Annotated in this window: 18 protein-coding genes; 2 read left to right on the top strand and 16 right to left on the bottom strand. The window is 62.4% G+C overall.

The features are described from left to right. Positions 1 to 11: 11 nt before the first annotated feature. The 7 genes from fabF to ACOJCM_RS02275 all read right to left on the bottom strand — a co-directional run bounded on the left by fabF (position 12) and on the right by ACOJCM_RS02275 (position 5400). On the bottom strand, positions 12 to 1253 hold the full coding sequence (fabF, locus tag ACOJCM_RS02245; protein ID WP_445210626.1) for a beta-ketoacyl-ACP synthase II: 1242 nt from the start codon (positions 1251 to 1253) through the stop codon (positions 12 to 14). A 186-nt stretch (positions 1254 to 1439) separates the two neighbouring features. Continuing rightward, positions 1440 to 1673 carry an acyl carrier protein gene (gene acpP, locus ACOJCM_RS02250; RefSeq protein WP_008956801.1) on the bottom strand — a complete coding sequence of 78 codons (234 nt, stop codon included), beginning with the start codon at positions 1671 to 1673 and terminating at the stop codon, positions 1440 to 1442. A 121-nt stretch (positions 1674 to 1794) separates the two neighbouring features. Next, positions 1795 to 2538 (bottom strand): 3-oxoacyl-ACP reductase FabG, encoded by a 744-nt coding sequence (fabG, locus tag ACOJCM_RS02255; RefSeq protein ID WP_445210442.1) that lies wholly within the window; start codon positions 2536 to 2538, stop codon positions 1795 to 1797. 100 nt (positions 2539 to 2638) lie between these two features. Beyond that, complete coding sequence (gene fabD, locus ACOJCM_RS02260; RefSeq protein ID WP_445210443.1) at positions 2639 to 3592, bottom strand: ACP S-malonyltransferase; 954 nt, start codon at positions 3590 to 3592, stop codon at positions 2639 to 2641. An 11-nt stretch (positions 3593 to 3603) separates the two neighbouring features. Next, positions 3604 to 4635 (bottom strand): phosphate acyltransferase PlsX, encoded by a 1032-nt coding sequence (plsX, locus tag ACOJCM_RS02265; protein WP_445210444.1) that lies wholly within the window; start codon positions 4633 to 4635, stop codon positions 3604 to 3606. A 34-nt stretch (positions 4636 to 4669) separates the two neighbouring features. After that, positions 4670 to 4840 carry a 50S ribosomal protein L32 gene (gene rpmF, locus ACOJCM_RS02270; RefSeq protein ID WP_021820795.1) on the bottom strand — a complete coding sequence of 57 codons (171 nt, stop codon included), beginning with the start codon at positions 4838 to 4840 and terminating at the stop codon, positions 4670 to 4672. 32 nt (positions 4841 to 4872) lie between these two features. Beyond that, positions 4873 to 5400 carry a YceD family protein gene (locus ACOJCM_RS02275; RefSeq protein WP_445210445.1) on the bottom strand — a complete coding sequence of 176 codons (528 nt, stop codon included), beginning with the start codon at positions 5398 to 5400 and terminating at the stop codon, positions 4873 to 4875. A 107-nt stretch (positions 5401 to 5507) separates the two neighbouring features. Here ACOJCM_RS02275 and ACOJCM_RS02280 point away from each other — a divergent pair, with 107 nt between their 5' ends. Beyond that, a complete protein-coding gene (locus tag ACOJCM_RS02280; RefSeq protein WP_445210446.1) occupies positions 5508 to 6092 on the top strand; it encodes a Maf family protein in 585 nt (194 codons plus the stop codon). Positions 6093 to 6178: 86 nt separating this feature from the next. On the opposite strand, the gene ACOJCM_RS02285 is transcribed toward ACOJCM_RS02280, so the two are convergent. From ACOJCM_RS02285 to ACOJCM_RS02305, 5 genes are all read right to left on the bottom strand, one after another. Beyond that, entirely contained in the window at positions 6179 to 7120 is a 942-nt protein-coding gene (locus ACOJCM_RS02285; protein WP_445210447.1) for a hypothetical protein, read from the bottom strand. Positions 7121 to 7244: 124 nt separating this feature from the next. Beyond that, positions 7245 to 9077, bottom strand: a complete 1833-nt coding sequence (locus ACOJCM_RS02290) for an ABC transporter ATP-binding protein (protein ID WP_445210448.1) — start codon at positions 9075 to 9077, stop codon at positions 7245 to 7247. A gap of 318 nt (positions 9078 to 9395) precedes the next feature. Beyond that, positions 9396 to 10508, bottom strand: coding sequence for a signal peptide peptidase SppA (gene sppA, locus ACOJCM_RS02295; RefSeq protein WP_445210449.1), 1113 nt, complete (start codon positions 10506 to 10508; stop codon positions 9396 to 9398). A 23-nt stretch (positions 10509 to 10531) separates the two neighbouring features. Beyond that, positions 10532 to 11182: an HAD family hydrolase gene (locus ACOJCM_RS02300; protein ID WP_445210450.1), complete on the bottom strand. Its 651-nt coding sequence runs from the start codon at positions 11180 to 11182 to the stop codon at positions 10532 to 10534. Positions 11183 to 11217: 35 nt separating this feature from the next. Next, on the bottom strand, positions 11218 to 12165 hold the full coding sequence (locus ACOJCM_RS02305) for an RluA family pseudouridine synthase (RefSeq protein ID WP_445210451.1): 948 nt from the start codon (positions 12163 to 12165) through the stop codon (positions 11218 to 11220). A gap of 564 nt (positions 12166 to 12729) precedes the next feature. Here ACOJCM_RS02305 and rne point away from each other — a divergent pair. Continuing rightward, positions 12730 to 15828, top strand: a complete 3099-nt coding sequence (gene rne, locus ACOJCM_RS02310) for a ribonuclease E (RefSeq protein ID WP_445210452.1) — start codon at positions 12730 to 12732, stop codon at positions 15826 to 15828. A gap of 62 nt (positions 15829 to 15890) precedes the next feature. On the opposite strand, the gene murB is transcribed toward rne, so the two are convergent. From murB to ACOJCM_RS02330, 4 genes are read right to left on the bottom strand one after another with little or no spacing between them, the layout of a single operon-like run. Beyond that, entirely contained in the window at positions 15891 to 16910 is a 1020-nt protein-coding gene (murB, locus tag ACOJCM_RS02315) for a UDP-N-acetylmuramate dehydrogenase (protein WP_445210453.1), read from the bottom strand. After that, a complete protein-coding gene (locus ACOJCM_RS02320) occupies positions 16907 to 17386 on the bottom strand; it encodes a low molecular weight protein-tyrosine-phosphatase (RefSeq protein ID WP_445210454.1) in 480 nt (159 codons plus the stop codon). The genes murB and ACOJCM_RS02320 overlap by 4 nt, the downstream gene beginning before the upstream one ends. A gap of 9 nt (positions 17387 to 17395) precedes the next feature. Then, on the bottom strand, positions 17396 to 18172 hold the full coding sequence (gene kdsB, locus ACOJCM_RS02325) for a 3-deoxy-manno-octulosonate cytidylyltransferase (RefSeq protein ID WP_445210455.1): 777 nt from the start codon (positions 18170 to 18172) through the stop codon (positions 17396 to 17398). Then, positions 18169 to 18378, bottom strand: a complete 210-nt coding sequence (locus ACOJCM_RS02330) for a Trm112 family protein (RefSeq protein ID WP_445210456.1) — start codon at positions 18376 to 18378, stop codon at positions 18169 to 18171. The genes kdsB and ACOJCM_RS02330 overlap by 4 nt, the downstream gene beginning before the upstream one ends. Between the last annotated feature and the right edge of the window lie 70 nt (positions 18379 to 18448).

The raw sequence follows: 18448 nt of genomic DNA on the forward strand, positions 1-18448 counted from the left end.
TTCCGCTTGGCTCAACGCAACCGGGAAAAGACCAGGGTACCGTTCGTCCCGCCGAAACCAAACGAGTTGGACAGCGCAACGTCGATCTTCATCTCGCGCGCTGCGTGCGGGACGTAATCCAGATCGCAGCCCTCCTGGGGATTGTCAAGGTTGATCGTTGGCGGCGCCACCTGGTCGCGAATCGCCAGGATGCAGAAGACCGCCTCGACGGCACCGGCAGCGCCCAGGAGGTGGCCGATCATCGACTTGGTGGAGCTCACCGCCACACTGCCGGCCGCCTCGCCCATGACTTTCTTCACGGCACGGGTCTCAGCCAGGTCGCCAGCGGGAGTCGAAGTCCCGTGCGCATTGATGTAATCCACCGATGCGGGGTCGATTTTCGCATCGCGGATCGCGTTGCGCATGGACAGTGCCGCCCCACTGCCATCTTCGGGGGGTGCGGTCATGTGGAAGGCATCGTCGCTCATGCCGAAGCCGGTCAGCTCGGCATAGATTCTGGCCCCGCGCGCCTTGGCATGCTCGTACTCTTCCAGCACCAGGATACCGGCCCCATCGGAGAGCACGAAGCCGTCGCGGTCACGGTCCCAGGGGCGGCTGGCCCCCTTGGGATCGTCGTTGCGTGTCGACAACGCCCGGGCGGCGGAGAAACCGCCCAGGCCCAGCGGCGTGGTCGCCATCTCGGCGCCACCGCAGATCATCACGTCGGCGTCGCCGTAGGCGATGGTACGGGCGCTATAACCGATGTTGTGCGTGCCGGTGGTACAGGCGGTGGTGATGGCAATGTTGGGGCCGCGGAAACCATGCTGGATGGCCAGGTTGCCGGAGATCATGTTGATGATCGATCCAGGAACGAAAAAGGGAGAAATACGGCGCGCACCGCCTTTATTGAGGGCATTGTGGTTGTGTTCGATCATCGGCAACCCGCCAATGCCCGACCCGATGGCAACTCCGATTCGCTCGGCATTCTCCTCCGTGCATTCGAGCCCTGCATCGCTGATGGCCTGGGCGCCCGCTGCCACCCCATACTGGATGAACAGGTCCATCTTGCGCGCATCCTTCGGGTTCAGGTAGGGGCTGATGTCGAAGTTCTTGACCGAGCCGCCGAAGCGCGTATTGAAGCTGGTGGCATCGAAATGTTCGATGAGAGCGATGCCGCTCCTGCCGGCAACAATATTCTCCCAACTCTCCTCGACGGTGTTGCCCACTGGCGTGACCAGCCCCAGCCCGGTCACCACAACTCTACGAGCCATCAGTATTCCTCCAGACAACCTTCATGGCACGACCCATCCGCAGGCCGTCATTGCGCGCATTATACCGGACATGCTCCATGCTTGGGCAGCGCGGCTGCGATACCAAGCAAAAAGCCGTCCTGGATCAGGACGGCTTTTCCGGGGCCTTGCGAAAGGCCCTCACCTCAGCAAGCGGTAACGACCGCGCCCTTACTGATGGGCGTTGACGTAATCGATGGCTTCCTGAACGGTGGTGATCTTCTCGGCTTCCTCATCGGGAATTTCGGTATCGAATTCCTCTTCGAGCGCCATGACCAGCTCGACGGTATCCAGGGAGTCGGCGCCCAGGTCCTCGGTGAAGGAGGAGCTATTCTGGATATCCTCTTCCTTGACGTTCAGGCGCTCGGCCACAACCTTCTTCACGCGCTCTTCGATGGTGCTCATTATACGTACTCCAGTCGTTCAAGTTAGCCGTTCAGATGACCAGCCGTTTGGTCCGCAAACTCAAGCTGCGGGTAGTTTATAGACGCCCCCTTGTCGGCGCAACCGCCGACCAGCGGGAGCTTCAACGCATGTTCATGCCACCGTTCACCTGCAGAGTTTCGCCGGTGACGTAGCCGGCGTTCTCACTCGCCAGGAAGCCGACGGCGGCAGCAATTTCCTCGGGTTCACCCAGGCGTGCCAGAGGGATCTGGGTCAGCAGCGCCTTGTGCTGTTCCTCGGGCAATGAGCGCGTCATGTCGGTGGCGATGAAGCCCGGCGCAACCGCATTGACCGTGATCGCCCGAGACGCCACCTCGCGCGCCAACGCACGGGTAAAGCCTTCCATGCCGGCCTTGGCGGCAGCATAGTTGGTCTGGCCGAGATTGCCCATGGTCGCTACCACGGAGCTGATGCTGACGATTCGTCCGAAACGCGCCTTGGTCATGCCGCGCAGGCACGCCTTGGTGACGCGATAGACCGACTTGAGATTGGTGTCGAGCACCGAGTCCCATTCGTCTTCCTTCATGCGCATCAGCAGATTGTCTCGCGTGATGCCGGCATTGTTGATCAGAATGGTAGGCGCCCCGAACTCCTCGGTAAGGGTTTTGATGAGCGCATCGACACTGGCCTGGTCGGTCACGTCGAGCGCCCTGCCGGCACCTTCGATACCGTTGGCACGCAGGTCCTCGTCGATCTTGGCCGCGCCGGATTCGGTGGTAGCCGTGCCGATCACCACGCGACCCTGACGCCCGAGCTCGTGGGCAATGGCCTGGCCGATGCCACGGCTTGCTCCGGTCACCAATGCGATTCTGCGTTCGCTGGTCATAACCTGTTCCCGCTCCGAATGCTGTTTGAAACTGGGGCTCGATGCCCCTCCTTGTCATTGTGCCGCCTTGCGCTGCCTGGCCCGCTCTATCGGTTCGGCTTTATTGGCCAACCGCTTCACGTGCCAGACCCAGTGCTGCTTCGAGGCTGTCGGGGTCGTTGACCGCCAGCCCCTTGCTGCCCTTGGCGATGCGCTTTCCTAGCCCGGTGAGCACCTTGCCCGGCCCGCACTCGATGAAGACCGTGGCCCCGCCTGCCACCATCGCTTCGACACATGATGTCCACCGCACCGGCTGATAGAGCTGCTCGACGAGGCGCGTGCGCAGGGTCTCGACATCGGCATGAGCCTGGGCGTCCACATTCTGGTAAACGGTATAGCGGGGCGGACGCATGTCGAGATCGGCCATGGCCGCCTTGAGCCGCTCTGCGGCCGGACGCATCAGGGCACAGTGCGAGGGCACGGAAACCGGCAGCGACATGGCACGCTTGGCGCCCGCCTCCTGACACAGGGCAATGGCGCGCTCGACAGCCGCCTTGTCACCGGCGATCACTACCTGGCCAGGCGCATTGTAGTTCACCGCTGCCACCACCTCGTTCTGCGCTGCCTCGGCACAGGCCGTTTCCACAACGGCATCGTCCAGACCGAGTATGGCCGCCATGGCACCCTGCCCGACCGGCACCGCCTCCTGCATCGCCTCGCCACGCAGTCGTACCAGCCTCACGCCGTCAGCGAAGCCCATGACGCCAGCGCATACCATGGCGCTGTATTCCCCGAGGCTATGGCCCGCCATGGCGCCGGGACGCGGCCCCTCCAGCTCCTGCCAGACACGCCAGATCGCAACGCTGGCCGTCAGCAGCGCCGGCTGGGTACAGGCGGTGGCGTTGAGCGCCTCATCGGGTCCCTCCTGAACGACTTTCCACAAGTCATAGCCCAAGGCATCGGCGGCTTCCTCGAAAGTTGTCCGCACGACGCTATAGCGTTCCGCCAGCTCCCGCAGCATACCCACCTGCTGGGAGCCTTGCCCGGGAAAGACGAGGGCAAGGGGTTGAGTCATTTCGTTCACCATTACTCTTGTTGAGTGCTATCAGCGCCGGCCGCCAACTCCCGGGAGAGCCTGGCCGGCAAGCCCCGACTGACTTCCTGGGCGGCCCGCAACACAGCATAGGAAAAGCCAGTGGCATCGGCACTGCCGTGACTCTTGATCACGATGCCGTCGAGCCCCAACAGACTGGCGCCATTGTAGCGCACGGGATCGAGCTCGCTTTTCAACCGACGCAGCGCCGGCCTGGCCAGTGCGCCGACCATGCGGCTGCCCCAATGCGACTCGAAGGTCGCCTGGACACGATCGATCAACATCCGTGCCAGCCCCTCGCTGGCCTTGAGCACCGCATTGCCGACGAAACCATCGCAAACCACCACATCGGCGTAGCCGGCGAAGATACCGTCTCCCTCGACAAAGCCGATATAGTTCAGCGAACCCAATTCAGCCAGCAACGCATCCGCTTCACGTACCGTGTCGCTACCCTTGGTACCTTCGCTGCCCACATTGAGCAGCGCTACCCGCGGGCGTGCGAGGCCATCCACATGTCGCGCCATCACCTCGCCCATGCGGGCAAAGTCGACCAGCCGCCCGGCAGCGACATCAACATTGGCCCCCAGGTCGAGCAAGTAGCAGCGCCCATCCCCGCGCGTGGGAATGGCAGTACAGATCGCCGGACGCGGAATATCCGCCACCGTGCCCAAGGCACGTCGGGCCAGGGCCATCAATGCCCCGGTATTGCCGGCACTGACACCCGCCATGGCGCCTTGGTTGGCCACGTGTGCCAGCATCAATGCCATGCTCGTATCCCCGCCGCGCCGGAGCGCATCGGTGGGACGCTGGTCCTGCCGGATCTGGCCAGGCGCATGACGGACAGACAAATGCGAACCGGCCGCGGCGAGATGCCGCGGCAGGTTCTCGAGCTCGACAGACAGCTGATCGCCAGGGCCGAACAGATCGACTTCCAGCCCCGGCCATGCCTGTATGGCAACTGCCGCTCCGTGAACGGCAGCGCCGGGACCGGCGTCGCCGCCCATCGCGTCGATGGCAATCCGCACGTTCAGGTGCCGATGGTCACCGAAACGAGTCGACTCAGGCGTCGACGACCTTGCGGCCGCGGTAGAAGCCGTCCGGGGAGACGTGGTGGCGCAGGTGGGTAGTACCGGTTTCCTTGTCCTGGGACAGGGTCGGCGCGCTCAGCGCGTCGTGGCTGCGACGCATGCCGCGCTTGGAACGGGTCTTACGGTTCTGTTGAACTGCCATGGGTGTCACTCCGAAGTGAGACGATAAAACAATCAGGGTTTGTCCTTGAGGCGCCGCAGCACCTCGAAAGGACTCGCGGGAGTCGGCTCGTTGGTTACGGCCTCCTCGCCGCTGCTCAGCTGGTCGCGCGAGACGCGACAATGCGCCTCGTCGTGGTAAACCACCTGGGGCAGACTGAGGATCAGCTCATCCTCGACCACTTCCAGCAGGTTCAGCTGTTCGTTTTCCACTAGCACCGGCTCGTGGGTGCTCGGCAGCTCCGCCGCCAGCGTGTCGCTCGACACCATGCCCAGCAGGAATTCGCTTTCGACATGCTGCGCCATCGGCTCGAGGCAACGCCGACACGGCAGTTGCAACTCGGCTTCGAGACGGCCGCGTATCTCGCGACGTCCCTGGGCATCGATACCGAAATCGAACCATACCTGGCAGTCGCCCGTCTGTGCACCGACCTGCGCGGCCAGGCGCTCGAACCGGTCGAGCGCCATCAGGCCGGAGAGGCTTTCGGCGCGGGCCGCGAGCCGGTAGGGCTCGACCCTGTAGGGAAGTCGTGAGGTCAACATAGGCGCGCAATGATAGGCACTCGCCCTGTTCCTGTCAAAGTCGCTATCTCAGCAGGTTACAATACTTCAGTGTCCGAGTACTCCCCTCATGACTGCAGGAGCGTTCCATGCCTCGACTCGTTCTCGCTTCCGGCTCCCGCTGGCGCCGCCAACTCCTCGACCGGCTAGGCCTGCCTTACGCCTGGGAGAGCCCCGATATCGATGAAACACCACACTTCGGGGAGACACCGGAAGCGCTGGTGCATCGCCTCGCGCTGGCCAAGGCCAGCCAGGTTGCCAAGCACTACCCGAACCACTTGATCATCGGCTCCGACCAGGTTGCCGTCTTCGACGGCGAGGTACTCGGCAAGCCCGGCGACGATGCCCAGGCCCGAGCCCAGCTGGCTCGCTTTTCCGGACGCCGCGTGACCTTCCTCACCGGGCTGGCGCTAATCGATACCGACGCTGCGAGCCACCGGGTCTGCCATGAACGCTACGAGGTGGTCTTTCGCCGGCTCGCCGAGCAGGAGATTGCCCGCTACATCGAGCGCGAGCAGCCATTGGACTGCGCCGGCAGCTTTCGCATGGAGGGGCTGGGCATCACCCTGTTCTCGAAACTGGAGGGAGATGACCCTAACACCCTCATTGGCCTGCCGCTGATCCGACTGTGTGAAATGCTGCGCGAGGCAGGTCTCGACCCGTTGCAAACATAAGGTCGCTGCGCAACAGACGCCGCACGTCACCATGAGGACTCACGGGACGAGACGCAACCCCAAGGACGAAACGGTACCTGGCGGCTTCACACCTTCATGAGTTCTGTTCTGTTTTCAGGGATTGCCGCCTCATGCTGACGGCAATACTCCAGCCAGGGTTGCGCCGCCTTCGGCGGCCGCCTCGCCATGATCCGATCGAAAATGTCGAGAGCCTCTTCACCAGCATGGTAACCGTTGACGACGGTGGGAAAATGTCGATAGCACGACCTCAACATCAGCCCCGCCGGCGCCTTGGTCACCAGTAATTTTACGATGACGGATTCGTAGCCTAGGGCAGCGAGACAGGCAATGCGATGCTGCCCCGTTGAGAGGGCTATCAACCAGTCATTTTCGTTGACCAGGGCCACTCCTGCGATGGGATCACCATCAGCTTTGCTAAAGCCCCTGCTCTTTATCGACTCGTACAGCCTTACCAATCGGCGGTATTCGACAAAAAGCTTTCTTTCCTCCACGGGGCCAAACTGGCTTCCTCCGGCAAAGGCACCGAACCTAGCCCCTTGCTCCACATCCTCCTTCTCGTGGATGCTCTTTATATAGGTGCAATATTCATCAGGAGATTGCCATTCCCAAAGTGGCGGCGCGGAAAGCGCCGGCAACTCGTTGAACCTGGTGTAGCTAGGATCGTCCAGCCCCATCAACTCGCTTGCTGACGAAGGACGATACAGCTCATAGAAACGGCGCAAGCTACAGCCAATGCCAGGGACGAGGTTACCATTTTCATACTCCTCCAGCGCCTTGAGGAAGGGGTGTCCCCCTCCGGAGCCCAAGGAAAATGCACTGTAGCCAAACGTTACGATGCGCGTCAGGGGAACCCTCACCAAGCAAGGCTTTCCACGCGAGGCATAAACCGCTTCAATGGGGTGCCCTTCAGTTTCAGCAAGGTCGTATAATCGATTACCAACCACTCGCCTCACTTCGACTCCTGCCTTGCCCAGGACAGACCTGATTATTCTTTTAGTTTTCTTCATCCCACCCCTCCTGCGTCTATCGAAGATGCCGCCATACAGCGTTGAGCGAACTCAACCAAGCGACATGAATATAATTATTATAAAAGCTTGAACAGTATTTCTATCGACACTTCTCGATATACAATCAGGCGTGTTCAGCCATCTTCCGAAACGTCTTGTTTCTCCTCACGAGCTCTTCGTATGTACCGCTATCGATGATACGCCCCGAGTCCATAAGGTATATACGACGGCAGGATCTTACCGTTGCGAGACGGTGGGCGATCATTATAATCGTTTTCTTGACAGAGAAATCATGGATAGCATCCATAACCAGGCGCTCTGTGATACCATCAAGAGCACTCGTCGCCTCGTCCAGTATGAGAACTTCAGCATCGTCGTAGAGCGCCCGTGCAATGCCGATACGTTGCCGTTGACCGCCGGATAGCTGAACACCTCGCTCCCCCACACGTGTCTCCATACCATCGGGCAATCGGCTCACCAGTTCATCGAGATGGGCCATGTGAGCGGCGCGAGCAATCTTTGCATCGTCGATTTGCTCAGGAGGTAATCCGAAACCGATGTTTTCTCTAATGCTGGCGTCCGCTAGAAATATGCTTTGCGGAACGAAACCGACACTCTTCTGCCAAGCTCGGCAACGCTCCGCTGAAACAGGTACCCCATCAAGCGTAAGCCGACCTTGTTCGGGCTGGATCAAGCCCAGGAGCACATCGATGGCAGTGCTTTTACCGGAACCGGAGGCGCCCACCAGGCCTACCACACTATTGACCGGTATTGTCAGGTCGACTCTATCGAGGGCTGCCTCTTCTTTACCTGGATATCGGAAAGTCACCTCTTCCAGCCGTATGGCCTTTCGCGGCACCCATTTCGCCAGTTCCTCTGCCGGCTCCTTCTTGCATACCGCCTGGCTTGCCTCCAGGTCTTCGCTCAAGGCTTCAAATGAGGCGATATTGCCGCGGACCGTAGCCAACCCGCTGTAAATTTGCTGGAAGGCAGGTAACAACTTGAAACCCGCCATGGCATAAACCGAGAGGATCGGAAGTATGGCCCCGAGATCGCCTTGGTGGGTCAGCAGGAGATAAAGCACCAGCATTATAACTGCTCCAAAGGCAACAAGCTCCATGAAATATCGAGGAGAATGGCTAAGTGCCTTGGTAACGCCTTTCGCGCGCCCCAGTTCACGACTGGTTTTTTCAAATCGACGATTGAATTCAGCCTGGCGTGATAATAGAAGCGTATCCTTGATACCGCCAAACCCCTCATTCATCAGCTTGAAGCGCAAACGATTGGTTGAACTGATCAATCGATCGTTAGCCACCAATCTTCGCCTAACAATATGATACAAGCCCCAATATACCAGTCCAAACAATACCAACCCCGACATGGCCACCCAAGGATTGAAAAAAAATATGGCAACCACTATGAACAAGGCCATCACTAACTTGGCATTCATTTGCATAAGCGGAGTAAGAACGTTATCACTGATGCGGCGACACTCTTGAGCGAGCTTATTGGTTAGCTCGCTACTGCTTCCACCAGAATGAAAAAGCCAATCCTGCTGCATATAATGCTTGAAAAGTCGAGTACTGAGCTCAGCACCCACCTGCTGCGAATAAAGAGATAACTTCCATGTAGTGAAGATTGAAACTGTTGAAGCGAGGGCAAGCACACCCATTACACCGACCCCCAACCAGAATAAAAACGTTGTTGGGTCACCAGCACCTGACCAAACATAGACTGCCGACAGGACTCCCTCTCCTTCCAAATGGCTCGTGTCGCCCACCACCGCCATGAAAGGCCCAATGGCAGCAATACCGACGAGTTCTGCAAAGGCCATCAAGATGACAAGTATTTGCAGGCGCGCCAGTCGCCGCCGTTGCTCCAGGCTTAATAAAGAGTAAAGCCGCCCGATACTCGACAATAAGGAACCCATGGCGGCATTGCGAAGATAAGGCGCCACATACACCCCCGAATGATAAGTGTAGAAATGTAGCAAAACGTTAATATTGCATAATATGAGATATGTTTATGTGAATGAAAAGAGTGTTTTTCTCATCTCTCAGGTTGGGTTTTATCCGCTTGCGCGGGCAAACTTCAGGTACGCTATGTCAGGAGAACACCCACCTAACGAAACTGCCCGCCTCGTGGACACGCCTTCCTGTTGACTAATACAACGTAGGCAATAGCAACAGCCAGAGGGTCCTGCCCCCTGGCCAACGACAACTTTACAAGAGCGTCTACACGTTGCTATGAAGCGCGGCCTCGATCCGCTGGGCGATCAGGGCAACTGGTAGCGTACCGGCGAGCGGCTCGAGGGCACACCAACCCACTCCGCCGCCACACGACCGAACTGCCGACTCAGCCGCTCGAAGGGATCCAGCTGCGGCGTGTAGTCGTGCAGTCGTACATCGCCGAACAGATCGCGGCTCAGGGCATCGAGGCTGCTGATACCGTCGATCAGACCCAGTTCCAGCGCTTGCTCGCCGCTCCAGATCAGGCCGGTGAAGAGCTGCTCGTCTTCGACCAGACGCTCGCCGCGGCCGAGGCGCACGGCCTCAATGAACTGTCGATGGGTGGTATCCATGACCGTCTGCCAGAACTCGCGCTCTTCCGGCGCCACTTCCGAGAAAGGATCGAGGAAGCCCTTGTTCTCGCCGCTGACGTAGACGCGCCGTTCGATGCCGAGGCGATCAATCGCCTCCTCGAAACCGAAGCTGGCGAAGATCACGCCGATCGACCCCACCAGACTGGCCGGCGCTGCGATGATTTCGTCGGCTGCTGCGGCCATGTAATAGGCACCGCTGGCGCCGACATCCTCGATGACCGCGATGATGGGCTTGTCGCCCTCCTCGCGCAGTCGCAGGATCTCGTTGTAAACGCGCTGGGACTGCACCGGACTGCCTCCGGGGCTATCGATATGCAGCACCACGGCGGCGGCATTGGCCGCCTCCCAGGCGCGATTCAGCCCCTCGATGATGCGCTCGGCGCTGGCCGGCGACTCACTGTCTATCACGCCGCGCACCGTGACCACGCCCAGGTGCTGTCGCTCCGGCTCACGAGTCGGATCGCCGAACAGGCTATAAAAGGTGGCCGCCAACGCGGCCAGGATCAGGGCGGCAAAGAGGAAGCGGAAGAACAGCTTCCAGCGCCGCGAACGACGCTGCTCGACCAGCACCCCATTGATCCAGCGGTCGAGCATTTCCTGCTGCGCCAGATGCCGCCGTTCGCGCAGCGCTTCGGCACTCTCCGCCGAGGGCTCGGGCTTCTCGCGCTTCGGTCGGCGCGCCTCGCGGGCCTGCTCGGGCGTCAGTTCCGGCCCCTGGGTCCAACGGTCCTCATGCTCGCTTCCCTCTTCCCGCGTGTCGTCCTCTTGACGCTTGTCGTCGCTCATCGGCTCGTCTTCCCTCTCACCCGCTATTGATTCAGCCAGTCAAACAGCTCCGTCACCGCCTCGGCAGTATAGACAGGATGGCTCGCCGCCAGCCTTTCGGGAGCATGGACGCCCCAGGTCACCGCCACACGATCCATGCCCAGGGCACGCGCCATCTCCAGGTCATATTCGGTATCGCCCACCATCACCGCCTCTGCGACCGGCACGTCGAGCTCGATCAACAATTCCTCGAGCATCTGGGGGTGGGGCTTCGAGCGCGTCTCGTCGGCGGTACGGCTGGCGTGGAACCAGTCCGCACTGCCGGTTTCCCGAAAGATACGGTCCAGCCCACGCCGGCTCTTGCCGGTTGCCACCGCCAGGCGACGCGGCTGCAGTTCGCGGAGTCTCGCGACGCCGGCCTCGACACCGTCAAAGAACGACATGGGAGTGCTGTTGCCCTCGACGAAATGATGGGCGTAGCGGCTGCGCAGCAGCTCGAAGCGTTTAGCATCGATACCCGGGCAGAGCCGGTCGATGGCCTCGGGCAGTCCCAGCCCGATAATGTCGCGCACGGCAGCTTCCTCCAGATACCCCCAGCCGGCCTCGCGCGCCGCAGCCTGCATGCACGCCACGATACGGGCCACGGAATCCATCAGGGTCCCGTCCCAGTCGAATATCACCAGTCGGTAGCGCATTGCAGCTCCGGTCGAAGTATCGTGAAGAGGTAGGCTCAGCGGGCCTCACGGGCACGAGCGAGTACCGCCTCGAGCTCGTCGGGCAAAGGCGCACGAATCTGCACCGGCCGGCCGCTGCTCGGCTCGGGAAAGGTCAGCGCCTCGGCGTGCAGGAACAGGCGCGACAGGCCCAAAGCCTTCGCCAGTGATTCACCTTCTCGAGAGCCGTACTTGTCGTCGCCGAGCAGAGGATGACCGGCATGGGCGGCATGCACCCGGATCTGGTGGGTGCGTCCGGTGACCGGCTCGGCCTCGATCAGAGAAGCCCTGGGCAGTGCCTCGCGTACGGCGAAACGGGTGCGCGCCACCTTGCCCGCCGCATCCACGCGTACCCGGCGTTCGCCGTTGCCGGCGTCATAGCGGTCGAGCCGGGCGCTGACGAACTCCCGCCGTGTGGGCCAGCGTCCCGCCACCAGCGCCAGGTAGCGCTTGTCCATTTGGTGGTGCTTGAGCGCCTCGTTGAGCGCGAGCAGCGCCGGGCGTGACTTGGCCAGCAGGAGGCAGCCCGAGGTGTCGCGGTCGAGGCGATGCACCAGCTCGAGGAAATCGAGATCCTCGCGCACCTGGCGCAGCGCCTCGATGAGGCCGATCTTTACGCCGCTGCCGCCGTGCACGGGCAGCCCCGCCGGCTTGTTGAGCACCAGCCAGCCCGGCCCCTCCACCAGGACGCTGCCGGCCAGCAGGTTGCGCAGCCCCTCGCTGACCTGCCTGACCGCCTCGCGGGGGGCCAGCTTGAGCGGCGGTATACGCACCAAGTCGCCTACCTGCAGACGGTAGTCGGCCTTTACCCGCTTCTTGTTCACCCGCACCTCGCCTTTGCGCACAATGCGGTAGACCAGTGTTCGCGGCACCCCTTTCAGGCGTGTTATCAGGAAGTTGTCCACCCGCTGGCCCGACTGGCCTTCACCCACTTCCACCCACTGTACGTCGCGCCCCTCGGCCATGACACTCCTGCTGAAAAACTGTTGTGAGCCAGCATTCTAACGCACTCGAAGGCCCACTGCGCCAATTGCTGGCGAAAGCCAATACTGCTATATTGCCAGCTCGCTCGGATGGATCCCTTCGGTCCCATGGCGCCTGCACGTCAGACACGCAGGCCGGAGCGACGAAATCGGGCCGCGACGACCCCGAACATGGGTCCCGCCGCCGTCGAGTGAAAGAGTGACAAGTTAAGACAAGTAGTGACGCCACGCCCGGATCCCGGCTCGCCCAGCGAAGGCGAGCGGTGGCCACGGGAATCGTTCAACATCGTGCCGGTGGCCGGCGTTGGCGAATCGATGAATGCCAGGTGTCTGGCGGTGACCGCAGGGCCGGATGGGAGTAGCCCCACCGAGACATGTCCTGCCTCCGCCGCGTACTCAACATGATCATGTCGTGCTGGGCCCCCTTCGGGTGCCGGCACGATCGGGAGCCACTGTGCATCCGCGACATGCGCTGAGCACAAGCACGCAGCACCCAGAGGTTCGCCTTCTTCGATGCCCACCGGCGCGTCCAGATTGCGAGACAACATGAAACGGATGCTCATCAATGCGACCCAGCCGGAAGAGCTGCGCGTCGCGCTGGTCGATGGACAACGGCTGTACGACCTGGACATCGAATCCGGTGCCAGGGAACAAAAGAAAGCCAATATCTACCGCGGCAAGATCACCCGCGTCGAACCTTCTCTCGAAGCCGCCTTCGTCGACTTCGGTGCCGATCGCCACGGCTTCCTGCCTCTCAAGGAAATCTCCCGTGAATATTTTCTAAAAGAGGCTTCGGGACGTCCCAGCATCAAGGAAGTCCTCAAGGAAGGCCAGGAAGTCATCGTCCAGGTCGACAAGGAGGAGCGCGGCAACAAGGGTGCGGCGCTGACCACCTTCATCAGCCTGGCCGGCCGTTTTCTCGTACTGATGCCCAACAACCCGCGTGCCGGCGGGATCTCGCGTCGCATCGAGGGAGACGAGCGTACCCAGCTCAAGGAAGCCATGGGCCTGCTCACGGTGCCGGAAAAGATGGGTGTGATCGTGCGCACCGCCGGCATCGGTCGTAGCAGCGAAGAGTTGCAGTGGGACCTCGACTATCTGGTTCAAGTATGGGAGTCGATCACCGAAGAAGCCGGTAAGCGTCCCGCTCCCTTCCTGATCTACCGCGAATCGAACGTCATCATTCGCGCCATGCGCGATTACCTGCGCCAGGATATCGGCGAGGTACTGATCGACCACCCCGAGGTGCACCAAGAAGCACTGACCTTCATACGCCAGGTCATGCCTTCGTACCAGCAGAAGATCAAGCTCTACGCCGACGAAGTCCCGCTGTTCTCGCGCTTCCAGATCGAATCGCAGATCGAGACCGCCTACGAGCGGGAAGTGAAGCTGCCCTCCGGTGGGTCCATCGTCATCGACCACACCGAGGCACTGGTTTCGATCGACATCAACTCGGCACGCGCGACGCGCGGCAGCGACATCGAGGAAACTGCGCTGCAGACCAACCTCGAGGCAGCCGACGAGATCGCCCGCCAGCTGCGCCTGCGCGACATCGGTGGCTTGGTGGTCATCGACTTCATCGACATGAGCCCGGCGCGCAACCAGCGCGAAGTCGAGAATCGCATGCGCGATGCGCTCAAGCTGGATCGCGCGCGGGTTCAGATCGGCCGCATCTCCCGCTTCGGGCTGATGGAAATGTCGCGCCAGCGCCTGCGTCCATCGCTGGGCGAGACCAGTGGTGTCGTCTGCCCGCGCTGTAACGGTCAAGGCACCATTCGCGACGTGCGCTCGCTGTCGCTCTCGATCATGCGCCTGATCGAAGAAGAGGCCATGAAGGAGCGCAGCGCCCAGATCCGTGCCATCCTGCCGGTGCCGGTAGCCACCTACCTGCTCAACGAGAAGCGCGCGGTACTTGCCGACATCGAGAAGCGACAAGGCGTGCGCGTGCTGGTGCTGCCCAACCCCGACATGGATACGCCGCACTACGACGTGCAGCGACTTCGGGACGACCATGTCGAAGAGGAAGGCGACCAGGACAAGTCCAGTTTCGAGCTCTCGGTAGACACCGAGATTGGCAAGGAACCGGACATGAGCATCACCAAGCCGGTCATCCGCACCGAGGCGGCCGTCAAGACGGTGATACACAACGAGCCGGCACCGGCCTCCCTCCAGCAGGAGCCTGTGCCCCAGCCGCCGTCTCCTCCCGCTCCCGCCCCCGCCCCTGCCCCGGCCGCTGCCGGCGTGCTCGGCCGATTGTTCAAGGGGGTCAGCAGACTGCTCGGCGGTGCCGAAAGCGAGCCCCCGGCGCCAGCGGAACCGCGCAAGCCGACGACTCGCCCGCCACAGGCTCGCACCAGCGATGAAGATCGTGGCGAACGCAACGGTGGTCGCCAGCGTCGGCGTCCGCGCAGCGAGGCCCAGGAAGAAGGCCGCAGCCAACGCGGACAGTCTCGTCAGCAGTCCCAGCAGGAGAATAGCCGCTCCGACACGCGTCAGGACGCTCGTCAGGATGGTACAGGTAGCCGCAGCGAGAGCCGTGGCGGCCGCGGCCGCGGCCAGACACGTGCCGAGAAGCCACAAACCGCCGATGAAGGTCGACAGGGCAAGCCGCGCAGCCGAGATGAAGCTCCCCGTCGCCAGAAGGCCGAGCCTCAGGAGAAGCCTGCCGAGCAACAGGCAGCCGAACCGACCAAAGCCGATGATGGCAAGCCCAAGCGGACCCGCAACAATCCTCGTAACCGTTCGCGCCAGCACGCCATCAATCCCCAGGCCGAAACCGAGCAGAAGCGCCTACAGGCCGAGGCGGCCCAGCAGGAGGTAGAGGCCGGACCGGAACAGGCCGCGGCCGAGACAGCCAGGCCGAGTGAGACCAAGCAACCCGGTGCTGAGCAAGCCAAGGCCGACGCGCCCAAGACCGAGAAGAAGCCCGCCGAGCCGGTGGAGGCCCAGCAACCCGGTGCCGAGCCGCCGAAGCCGGAACAGGCCAAGGCCGACGCGCCCAAGACCGAGAAGAAGCCCGCCGAGCCGGTCGAGGCCCAGCAACCCGGTACCGAGCCGCCGAAGCCGGAACAGGCCAAGGCCGACGCGCCCAAGCCGGTGGAGAAGCCCGCCGAGCCGCCGAAGCCGGAACAGGCCAAGGCCGACGCGCCCAAGCCGGTGGAGAAGCCCGCCGAGCCGGTCGCCGAGCCGCCGAAGCCGGATCAGGCCAAGGCCGACGCGCCCAAGCCGGTGGAGAAGCCCGCCGAGCCGTCGAAGTCGGAAAAGGCCAAGGCCGACGCGCCCAAGCCGGTGGAGAAGCCCGCCGAGCCGTCGAAGTCGGAACAGGCCAAGGCCGACACGCCCAAGCCGGTGGAGAAGCCCACCGAGCCGGCCGAGGTCCAGCAACCCGGTGGCGAGCCGCCGCAGCCGGAACAGGCCAAGGCCGACGCACCCAAGCCGGTGGAGAAGCCTGCCGAGCCGGTCAAGGCCCAGCAACCCGGTGGCGAGCCGTCGCAGCCGGAACAGGCCAAGGCCGATGCGCCCAAGCCGTTGGAAGGAGCGACCGAAGAGACACCAGCCGCTGCACGGCGACGCCGTCGCGCGCACAACGACCCGCGTGAGATTCGTCGGCGCGAACAAGAGGCGCACAAAGGCAATCAGGGCTAGGCCCTATGCCGCAAGCAAAAGGCCCGCGCAATGCGCGGGCCTTTTCGTCCCTTCTGTATCGTTTATCGGATGAACCCAGCCTGCCTGGGCTCACGCTCCAGCACCACACCGAAGCGTGAGTGGACCTCCTCGGCCACACGGTCGGCGAAGGTCAGCAGCTCCCGGGCATCACCGCCACCGAAATGCACCAGTACCAGGGCCTGGCGGTCGTGAACGCCAAAGTGTCCCGAACGCCAACCTTTGAGCCCACAGCGGTCTATCAACCAACCGGCCGCCAGCTTGACTCTTCCGTCGGACAGTTCGAAATGCGGCATGTCGGGCCATGACGACAGCAATTCGGCGGCCTGCTCCCGATCGACGACAGGGTTCTTGAAGAAGCTTCCGGCATTGCCCAGTCTGGCCGGGTCGGGCAGCTTTTCGCGCCGAATGGCGCCGACCGCCTGGGCCACCTCGAGCGGACCCGGCCGCGCCCCTACCCGCTGGGCCAGGTCGCCGTAATTCAGCCGGGGCGAAGGCTGCGGCGAAAGGCGAAGGACAATGCCGGTAATGACTGCCTTGCCCGCCAACTCCCTTTTAAAGATGCTGTCTCGATAACCGAAGGCGCACTCCTCGGGCGTCAGCACCGCGCCATGTCCGCTCTCCGCGTTAAGCACGTGGACGGCCTCGATGACATCGCACAGCTCGACGCCGTAGGCGCCGATATTCTGAATCGGTGCAGCGCCACAGGAACCCGGTATCAACGCCAGGTTCTCGATGCCCCATAAGCCTCGACTGGCCAGTTCCATGACCAGCGAATGCCACTCGACACCCGCCCCGACATGGGCCAGTACGTCGCTACTGCGCCGTTCCAGCCACCAGTAACGCAGCGCTGGCTGCAACACGAGCCCCGGCAAACGCTCGGGCAGGATCAGATTGCTGCCCCCGCCCAACAGGGTCAGCGGCCAGCCACGCTCGGCCGACTGGCGCAGCAGCCGGCGCAGCGGGCCGAGCGCCTCCGGTGCGGCGAACCGTTCGGCACGGCACGGCAGCCCCAGGGTATTGGACGCCGCCAGATCATGGTCGATTCGTATGGCATCGCTCAAGGTCGCTGCCCCTCGAGCCGCCGGGCGATCTCCTCGACCAGTCCGCGAGAAGCGGACTCGATGAGATCCAGGACCTCCTCGAAGCCCCGCTCGCCGCCATAATAGGGGTCAGGTACGGCACGGTCATGGTGACCGGCAAAGTCGAGTAACAGGCCAATGTGAGCCCGGCAACCATCAGGGCACTGGGCCTCCAGCGCTGCCAGGTTGTCGTGATCCATGGCCAGCAGGTAGTCGAAACGCTGGAAATCCTCGGCTGACAGCTGGCGCGCGCGCAGTTCGCTCAGGTCGATGCCACGCTGGCGTGCGGCGGCGGCGGCACGCGAATCCGGTGTCTCGCCGACATGCCAGCCACCGATACCGCAAGAGTCGATCTCGACACGATGCGCCAGCCCTGCCACCTCCAGTTCACGTCGAAACACGCCTTCGGCGGTGGGTGAACGACAGATGTTGCCAAGACAGACGAATAGAACGCGCATCCTCCCTCCTTACGACTTGCCGTTCAGTAGTGACCTGACGCGCTCCAGATCCTCTTGCGTATCGACCCCGGCCGGATTGGGCTCAGCCGCCAGCGCCACCTGGATGGCATGGCCGTAGTGCAGTGCTCGAAGCTGCTCGAGTTGCTCCAGTTGCTCCAGTTGCGATGGCGCCCAGTTGCGGTATTCGGCAAGAAATCCGGCGCGGTAGGCATAGAGCCCGATGTGGCGCAGCCAGGCATCGGTTTCGAGCCACTCGGGGCGCGTGGCGAAGGTTGCACGGTCCCAGGGGATAGGGGCACGGGAAAAGTACAGGGCACGCCCGGAGAGTGAACGTACCACCTTGACCACGTTCGGGTTAAGCAACACCTCGACGTCGGCGATAGGCTCGGCCAGGGTAGCGATCGAGGCGCCGGGATCGTCGAGGAGACGCGTTGCGACCTGGTCGATCAATCGCGGCGGAATCAGCGGTTCATCACCTTGAACATTGACCAGCACGGCATCTTCGCCAAGCCCGAGCAGCTCGGCCACCTCGGCCAGCCGATCGGTGCCAGAGGGATGCTCGGCACGGGTCATTACCACCTCGGCACCCAGCGGCTGCAAGGCGTCGCGGATGCGCTCATCGTCGGTTGCGACCACCACGCGACTGGCACGACTCTCGCTCGCCCGTCGCCAGACATGCGCCACCATGGGCTCACCGGCAATGTCGAGCAGGGGTTTGCCCGGCAGGCGCGAGGAGCCGAAGCGTGCCGGAATGACCGCGATGAAGGCATTATCCCGCGCCATCATGTCTCTCCGGTACGCCCCGGCGAGGCCGGCAGTTTCTCGTCGACGTCCATACGGCGCGCCTCTTCCGGCAACATGACGGGAATGCCGTCGCGCACCGGATAGGCCAGTCCATCGAAGTGACAGCGCAGCTCCTGGGCTTCGCGATCGTACTTGAGCTTGCCCTTGCACAGCGGGCAGACCAGCATGGCCAGCAGTTCCTTGTCCATCGTTTCACCTCTATCGTCACGATCGTGTCGGGGCTGAGTCGAGCAAAGCTGGCTGATGCCTCGCCGCATA

It is taken from the genome of Billgrantia hypersalina, assembly GCF_052584175.1.